At 63.0% G+C, this 7,782-nt stretch carries 5 protein-coding genes; 3 read left to right on the top strand and 2 right to left on the bottom strand.

Annotated elements, in window-relative coordinates; translation table 11 throughout:
- On the bottom strand, positions 1-1,837 hold a 1,837-nt coding region (locus JSV08_01015; protein UCF81035.1), incomplete at its 3' end, for a molybdopterin-dependent oxidoreductase.
- 328 nt (positions 1,838-2,165) lie between these two features.
- Between JSV08_01015 and JSV08_01010 the strand changes: the two genes are divergently transcribed.
- The 3 genes from JSV08_01010 (at position 2,166) to JSV08_01000 (ending at position 6,730) form a co-directional block, all read left to right on the top strand.
- Positions 2,166-3,356: an aminomethyltransferase family protein gene (locus JSV08_01010; GenBank protein UCF81034.1), complete on the top strand. Its 1,191-nt coding sequence runs from the start codon at positions 2,166-2,168 to the stop codon at positions 3,354-3,356.
- 189 nt (positions 3,357-3,545) lie between these two features.
- Entirely contained in the window at positions 3,546-5,108 is a 1,563-nt protein-coding gene (locus JSV08_01005; GenBank protein UCF81033.1) for an aldehyde dehydrogenase family protein, read from the top strand.
- Positions 5,109-5,782: 674 nt separating this feature from the next.
- Positions 5,783-6,730, top strand: coding sequence for a DMT family transporter (locus tag JSV08_01000; protein ID UCF81032.1), 948 nt, complete (start codon positions 5,783-5,785; stop codon positions 6,728-6,730).
- Positions 6,731-6,748: 18 nt separating this feature from the next.
- Here the strand turns inward: JSV08_01000 and JSV08_00995 are convergent, their stop codons facing one another.
- A complete protein-coding gene (locus tag JSV08_00995; protein UCF81031.1) occupies positions 6,749-7,774 on the bottom strand; it encodes a homocysteine S-methyltransferase family protein in 1,026 nt (341 codons plus the stop codon).
- Positions 7,775-7,782: the final 8 nt, after the last annotated feature.

Raw genomic sequence — 7,782 nt, 5'->3', positions numbered from 1 at the left:
CGTTGAAGTCCCGCCTCTCGAAGAGCGGGTCCACAACGGGCTGACGGATGGTCCACCCCCAGTCGTCCTCACCCTGTGGGTGGGAGAACGTCGAGGGGAAGCTTACCGCCGGTGTGTGACGCTCGAGGTAGCAGGCATCCGGCAACACGATGTCGGCCACCGCCTCCTCGAACTCCGTGACGTAGAGCTGGAAGGAGAAGACAAACTCGAACTTCTTGAGGAAGTTCTCGGTCACAATCTCGGCGTTCCCCATCGTCATTACCGAGTTCGACCCGAAGTTGATCATGAGCTTCGGGCGGTAGGGGACCTTGAATTGCTCCAGGAGATCAAACCACTTCGGGCTCATGATGGTGATGGCATTGTAAATCGACGTCGGGTACATGTCGTGCAGGTCCAAGCGCTGGGGCGGCTTGGGCTCGTGCAGAGGATAGGGCAGGTGGTCGTACACCCAGGCCCCACAGATCATCATGCCGTCGTCACACGGGTACGGAATCTGCTTCGGCTTGCCGGTTGGGTCGTAGCCGCTGCAGACGGCGGCCCCCAGGCCCATGGCCGAGCCGTACGTGTCCGCCGCACCGACGATATGGTTGACCATGTCGATGGACAGACAGGTCCAGCCCGAGTTGACGTGTCCCTGCGAGCCCCGGAAGAAGTGCGTGGCCGCCGGCCGCTTCGGGATCCTCTTCGGTCCCTCGGCCGTCTCGATCGTGACGCTCGAGCCGATCTCCGCCGCCTCGCCGAACTCCCTGGCGATGCGGCTGACGGTGGCCGCCGGCACCCAGGTTATCTTCTCGACGTACTCCGGCGTGTATTTCCGGACGTGCTCCTTCAACAGGTCGAACGCGGGGCGGCAGTCCGCGCCGTCGACCCGGAAAGTGCCGGTGAGCGCCACCTCGAGGGCCTCGTCCTCGTACTCGACCCGGGTCACGCACTCGTCGTCGTGGACCTTGGGGCGGTCGTCGACCCGGTCCCAGACCAGGGGCTTGTCGGTCTCCCGGTCGCGCATGTAGCGCCCGTCCGAGGGCCGTATCAGGTAGGGTGCGTTCGTCTTGTACATCAGGTACTCGGCGTCGTAGATGCCGTGTTCGTTGAGAAGGGAGTTGATCAGGCCAAGGGCCAGCGCGCCGTCCGTGCCGGCGCGGATGGGCACCCACTCGTGTGCCTTGGAGGCTTGGGCGCTCTGGAACGGATCGAAGACGACGGTTTTGCATCCGCGGAAGCGGGCGTCGGCGGCCTGCGTCGCGTTCTGCACGGCAGTGTGCCCGGCTCCGTGTCCCTTGGAGCATCCGAAGTTCAACGCGTAGTTGCAGTGGGCGAAGTCGGGGATGATCGACCACGCCGCGTGCATGATGCCGTTCATGAAGTGGGCGCCGTTGCCGCAGTGCAGCCCGCCGCCGGAAACCCAGTAGTTGGGCGTCCCGAACGCCTTCATGAAGCCGATGACACCGAAACGTATCTCCGAGGCCTGGGTGGTGGTGGCCTGGAAGAAGGCCCCGCGCGGGTCCCGCTCCCGGCACTCCCGAAGTTTTTTCACGATGGTGTCGAGCGCCTCCTCCCAGGAGATCCGCTCCCACTTCGGATCGACCCCGAGCCCCTTTTCCGGATTGGTGCGCTTGAGGGGGTAGTTCACCCGGTACGGGTCGTAGAGCAGGTGCGGCGAGGCGAGTCCCTTGACGCAGATATGGCCCCGGCCGCTCGGGGCATCGGGGTTCCCGGCGATCTCCGTCACCACGCCGTTCTGGCGGCGGACCTTGACCCCGCACATGCAGTAGCACTGCCCGCAACAGGTCGGAATCCAGACATCCTCCTCGATACGGCTCCGGGGTGTTTGGGCCATGGGTCTACTCACGCCTCAAGCAGGCTTCCGGTGGTTGGCTTCCGTCATCCCTTGCAAATCTTTCTAAATTATACTATTAGGCCATTCCGGGAATCAAGAAGCTTTTCAGGGACAAAGGAGAGCGTGATTTCCCTCCGAAAGGACGGACAAACTAAACTCATCGCCCCCACCTTATATCCTCCCCCCCCTCAAGGGGGAGGAGCTTTTTTTCATGCTAGTGCAAGCGAGTGGAAACGCGGAAAACCGGGGACGATTCAGAGGCGACGTTCCTTGACAGCGATTCCGTGCGGGGAGTATTCTCTATCTGTCGGGAGGAGGAAAACGGCCTATGGGAATCGGAACCCCCTTTCACTCTCGAACATCGGCGCTCTGCAAAAGCCTGAACTGGCGTGAGTGGGCCGGCTGTTTCACCGCGTGCTCTTATGAAGTTCTGCATGAGCCGGAGTATTTCGCCATCCGCCACTCGGCGGCCCTTATCGACGTCTCGCCGCTTTTCAAATACAAGGTTCGGGGCCGCGACGCCGCGCGGTTCGTCGACCGCGTCGCCACGAGGGATTTTACGAAGTGCGCCGTCGGGCAGGTGTTTTACACCCCCTGGTGCGACGACGAGGGGAAGACGGTGGACGACGGAACCGTGCAGCGCCTCGACGAGAACGTCTTTCGCATCGCGGCGGCGGAGCCCAACCTGCGGTGGTTCCACATGAACGCCGCCGGCCTGGACGTCGAGCTGGAGGACGAAAGCCGCGACGTGGCCGCCGCCGCGCTTCAGGGGCCCACGTCGCGCGACATCCTGAAGAGAGTCTCCGACGCCGACCTGGACTCCTTGAAATTTTTCCGCGTCACCCGCGCCGCGATGGACGGCATCCCCGTCGAAATCTCGCGCACGGGTTACACGGGCGACCTCGGCTACGAAATCTGGGTGCCGGCGAAAGACGCCGAGCGGGTGTGGGACGTCCTGATGGACGCGGGAGAGGCGTACGGCATCCGGCCCGCCGGCATACTGGCGCTCGACGTGGCCCGCATCGAAGCGGGCCTCATCCAGATCGACGTGGATTACACGAGCTCCCTGCGGGCGCTGATTCCCTCGCAGAAATATTCTCCGTTCGAGCTCGGCCTCGATTGGACGGTCAAGCTCGACAAGGGGGCCGACTTCGTCGGCCGCCGGGCGCTCCTCGAAGAAAAGCGCAAGGGGCCGCCGCGGCGGCTTGTCGGCCTCGCGGTCGACTGGGACGAATTCGAGAGCCTTCACGAGGCCATGGGGCTTCCGCCGCAGGTGCCGAGCGCGGCCTGGAGGGTAAGCAAGCCGCTTTACGCGGGCGGGCGGCAGGTCGGCAGGGCGACGAGTGGAACGTGGTCGCCGATGCTTAAGAAATACATCGCCTTCGGCATCGTGGAATCCCGCTGCGCCCCGCTCGGCGGCAGGCTCAAGATGGACATCAGCGTGGAGCACCAGACCCGGCAGGTGACGGTGACGGTGGTCAGGACGCTGTTCTTCGACCCTCCCCGCAAGCGCGCGTAGTCTCCGGCGAGAAAGCCCCGTCCGCGCCGACCGAAGGTTCGCGGCGCTTTGCCGAAACCCCGAGCGCGATGAGGGGGCTTGATTCTTACGGCGCATACCTTTATCATCAGGCGAAACCAATTTTAAGAACCGACGAAGTTTTTAACCCATGGAAACGCACCACTACAAAGAAATGAGGACAGGATAGACATGAGCGAACAAAAAATTCCCGAAATAACCTACGCCACGGTCGGCCTGGCCGACGAGGCGTTTCACAGCCAATTCGAGCAAGCCGCCGAGGACGTTCTGAAAACGTTCGGCAAGCACCACCCGCACTACATCCGGGGCAAGGAGATAAAAAGCGAGGAGGAGTTTGCGAGCACCTCGCCCTGCGACACCAGCTTGGTGCTGGGCTATTTTCAAAAGGGCGGAGCCAAGGAGGCGCGCCGCGCGCTGAACGCGGCGAGAGCGGCCTTTCCCAAGTGGCGCGCGACGCCCTACCGGAAGCGAGCCGACATCATGCGCCGGGCGGCGGACATAGTCACGCAGCGCGCCCACGAGATCGCGGCCGTGTTGTCGTACGAGACGGGGAAAAACCGCCTGGAGGCGTTCGGCGAGGTGGGCGAGACGACCGCGCTGATGCGCTATTACGCCAAGCAGGTCGAGGATGCCCAGGGATTCGTTCACAGGATGGGAAGCGATACCGAGGACGTCGTAAGCGTCCTCCGGCCCTACGGCGTGTGGGCCGTCATCTCCCCGTTCAACTTTCCGATCGCCCTCGCCGCGGGGATGAGCACGGGCGTCCTCGTGACCGGAAACACTGCCGTCTTCAAACCTTCCTCCGACGTGCCGCTGAGCGGGCTTTACCTCTACCAGGCGTTCCGCGAAGCGGGAGTGCCGCCCGCGGCCTTCAATTTCCTCACCGGCCCCGGCAAGGACGTGGAAAGGGTGATCTTGAAAAACGTGGACGGCATCGCCTTCACCGGCTCGCTGGAGGCCGGGTTGAGGCTTTACAACAAGTTCAGCAAGGATTATCCGCGCCCCTGCGTCACCGAGATGGGGGGTAAGAACCCCGCCATCGTCATGGAGTCGGCCGACCTGGAAGCGGCCGCCGAAGGCGCGATGCGCTCGGCGTTCGGCCTCACGAACCAAAAGTGCAGCGCCTGCTCGCGCGTATACGTGCACCGGAGCGTCGAGAAGGAGTTTTTGGAGAAACTTCTGGAAAAAACGCGCAACGTAAAAGTCGGCGACACTATCAAGCGCGAAACGTTCATGGGCCCGGTCATCAACGCCAAGGCCCGCGACAATTTCGCCGGCTACGTCGAGACGCTCAAGCGCGACGGGAAAATCGTCCACGGGGGCGGGCTGCTGAAGGATCCGCCCTACGACAAGGGCTACTTCGTCCAGCCGACCGTCGTCACGGACGTGCCGCTCGACCACGAGCTCTTTTTCCACGAGATGTTCGTGCCCATCGTCATGGTGGGCGTCGTGGACTCCCTCAAGCAGGCCGTCAAGCTCTCGAACGAGGCGAAGTACGGCCTTACGGCCGGCCTCTTCACCCGGGACGAAAAAGACATCGAATACTTCTTCGACAACATCCAGACGGGCACCGTTTACGTCAACCGCCGCGCGGGCGCGACGACGGGCGCCTGGCCGGGCGTGCAGTCTTTCGTCGGCTGGAAGGGAAGCGGCTCCACCGGAAAGGGAGGCTGCGGCCCTTATTACGTCCAGCAGTTCCTGAGAGAGCATAGCCGGACCATCGCGAAGGGCTAGATAAGGGGGCCTTTTAACGGGCATTCTCCGCGTCAACCGGCGCCGGGGCGCGGGTGCGGGTGGCCTTTTTTAGAAAAAATTCTGAAAAAAAACCGCTCATGCCGCCCTGTTGAAATCTCCGAAGCGTCCGCCCTCCCGTTCCCCAGGTTTCCGTCGAGGGAAACACCTGATTTTTTCGTCAGGTTTCACATTGTAACTTCTTGAAGATAAAGGATATTTTAAGGATGTTTGGCGAGTGCTCCCAAGGTGCCCGGAGCCGCTTTCCGGGCTTTTTTTGAAGGGGGATTTTTTGAAGAAATTCCCGGAACAATTACGGCCGCCGTCCGGTTAATTGCTGTAATTGCTTAAATCAGGGCTTGACAAGTATTTGGGCGTTGGTATATAATACGCCTGCCCTCCTTGGTCCCTCCTTCGGAGTCCCCCGGCGCTTGCGCCGGGGGGCTCTGTTTAACCCCGAGTTTTTGCTAAGCTCCGAACGCCGCGACGCGACGGCTTCGCGCAAGCTGCGCACTCGCCGAGGCGACCTCGCTCCGCCGAAGCGGCTTCGCGAAGGCGAGAGAACCCGGGCACGAAGAGGATTCGTGAAGCTGTTTTCACGGGAAGTGGTATAATGCCGCGTATGCCGGAAAAATTTGAGAGCCCTGCGGCGCGCGCGAGGGCGAGGGGGTGACGCGGTGCCGATAGAGTGGTGGGTCTGGCCCACGCTGGGCGCGACCGTTTTCTACGGGATAGGGGACGGACTGTACAAGCAGTACATCGAGCAAATCCACCCCCATCGCCTGTGCCTGTATTCCGTGCCGGTCTCCGCCGTGGTCTACCTGTGCTTCATCTACTTTTTCGGACTCTACCATCCTCCCCCGTTCGCCCCCGAGGGACGCGCGTTCCTATTCTGGTCGTTGCTGACCGGCCTGTTCTACGGCGTGGGCAACGTCGTTTCCTACGAGGGCATCCTGAGAGGCCCCATCAGCCTCCTCAGCCCGGTCTACGCGGCCTACCCCATCGTGACCGCCGTGCTAGCCCCCATTTTTCTGGACGAGGTCCTCCTTCCCAGGCAGTACGCGGGCGTCGGGCTCGTCCTCGTCGGCTGCCTGTTACTTGCGTACGACCCCTCCCAGGAGAGCCGGGAGTATAGGACCGGGGCCGCCGAGGAGAGGACCGAGCCGGGCGAGAAGGCCCCCTCGAAATATACCTGGCTCATACTGGCCGCGGTGACCGCGATCCTGTGGGGAGTAGGGGCGGTGCTGAACAGCTACGCCTACGAGATGCCCCAAGCGAACTATGCCAATTTTATGTTGTTCATGCTGATAACCAGCGTGCCCACGCTGGCGCTGTGGGGCCTCGTGCGGGAGCGCACGCTGCCGGAAAACCAGAGGTGGAAGTATCCCGCCGTGGACTTTCCGCCCGCCATACTGGCGCTCGGCACATACGCCCTCGGCGACGTGGCGGTCTACCTCGCTTACGAAGAGGGCCCGGCCACGGTCGTGACGGCGCTGTCGGGCGCCTATCCCGCCGTCACGCTGCCGTACGCCTTCTTCGTCCTCGGGGAGCGGCCGACGCGCCTCCAGTGGAGCTGCATCGCGCTGATCCTGCTCGGCACGGCTTTAGCCGCCGGCGAGGTGTAGCAGGCGGAGCCTTCGTTCCTACTTTTTCAGGACGTCCCGCACCGCCTCGATGTGCTCAGGCCCGGTCGCGCAGCACCCGCCGATTATCTGGGCGCCCATTTTCTTCCACTCGAGGGCGTACTCGCCGTACCGCTTGGGAGGGTAGCTGTCCGTGTCGATCAGGAAAAACGGCTCGTCCGGCGAGGTGCCGTACTTGGGGTTTTCCTTGTAGCCGGCCTGCGCGTAGGCCCCGATGGGTCCGTCGAAGGCATTGCGGAGGTTGGGCAGGCACGCCGAAATGGCGGGGGGCGAGCTGCACATGAGAAACACGCCGTCCAGCTTCTGCCCCTTGAGCGCCTTGACGAGGTCGGAGAAACTCTGGCCCCGGTGCAGCCTGCCGTTTTTCTGGACCCAGCATACGCCGAGGAACACCGGCAGATTCACCCCTGCGCAGGCGTCGAGCGCGACCTGGCAGTCCTCTATCGGATCGCGCATCGTGTCTCCGCCGAAGTATTCGAGAATCAGGAAGTCCACGCCGGTGCCGCTCAGGACACGCGCCATGTCCTTGAGCTCGCTGCCGAGCTCGGCCGCCGTATTGACCTGGTGGGAGGCGGCAAAACCCCCGGCCACGTACGCCTCGGGCTTTACCGCGTTGCGAACCTCGACGGCCAGCTCCCCGCCCCGCCGGGTGCACTCCTCCCAGCGGTCTTCCTCGCCCGCCATGGCCATCATCGAGCGGCTCGAGTAGAAGTTGTTGCTGATGATGATGTCGGCTCCGATCTTGAGGTAGTCCTCGTGGACTTTCCGGACGATGTCCGGGGCGTCCAGGTTGGCCGGGGCTCCCCAGGGCCCGATGGTTGCCGCCCAATCGTCGAGGGGGTCGGTAATCCCCTCCGCGTCGCCGTTCCATCCCTTCCCGAACGTCTCCTGCCATTCCGTGTCGGGCTCTTTGGTCGCGCCCCGGGCCACGTCGAAGCCTCGCCGTTGAATCTCGGAGCCCGTGGCTCCGTCCAGAAGCAGGATTTCTCCCGCCTTGAGTCGATCCATGATTTTTCGTGACGGCATCGTTTGTT

The organism is Acidobacteriota bacterium, assembly GCA_020349885.1.
In the GTDB taxonomy this organism is placed as follows: Bacteria; Acidobacteriota.
This window is presented reverse-complemented; position numbering and strand designations above follow the sequence as displayed.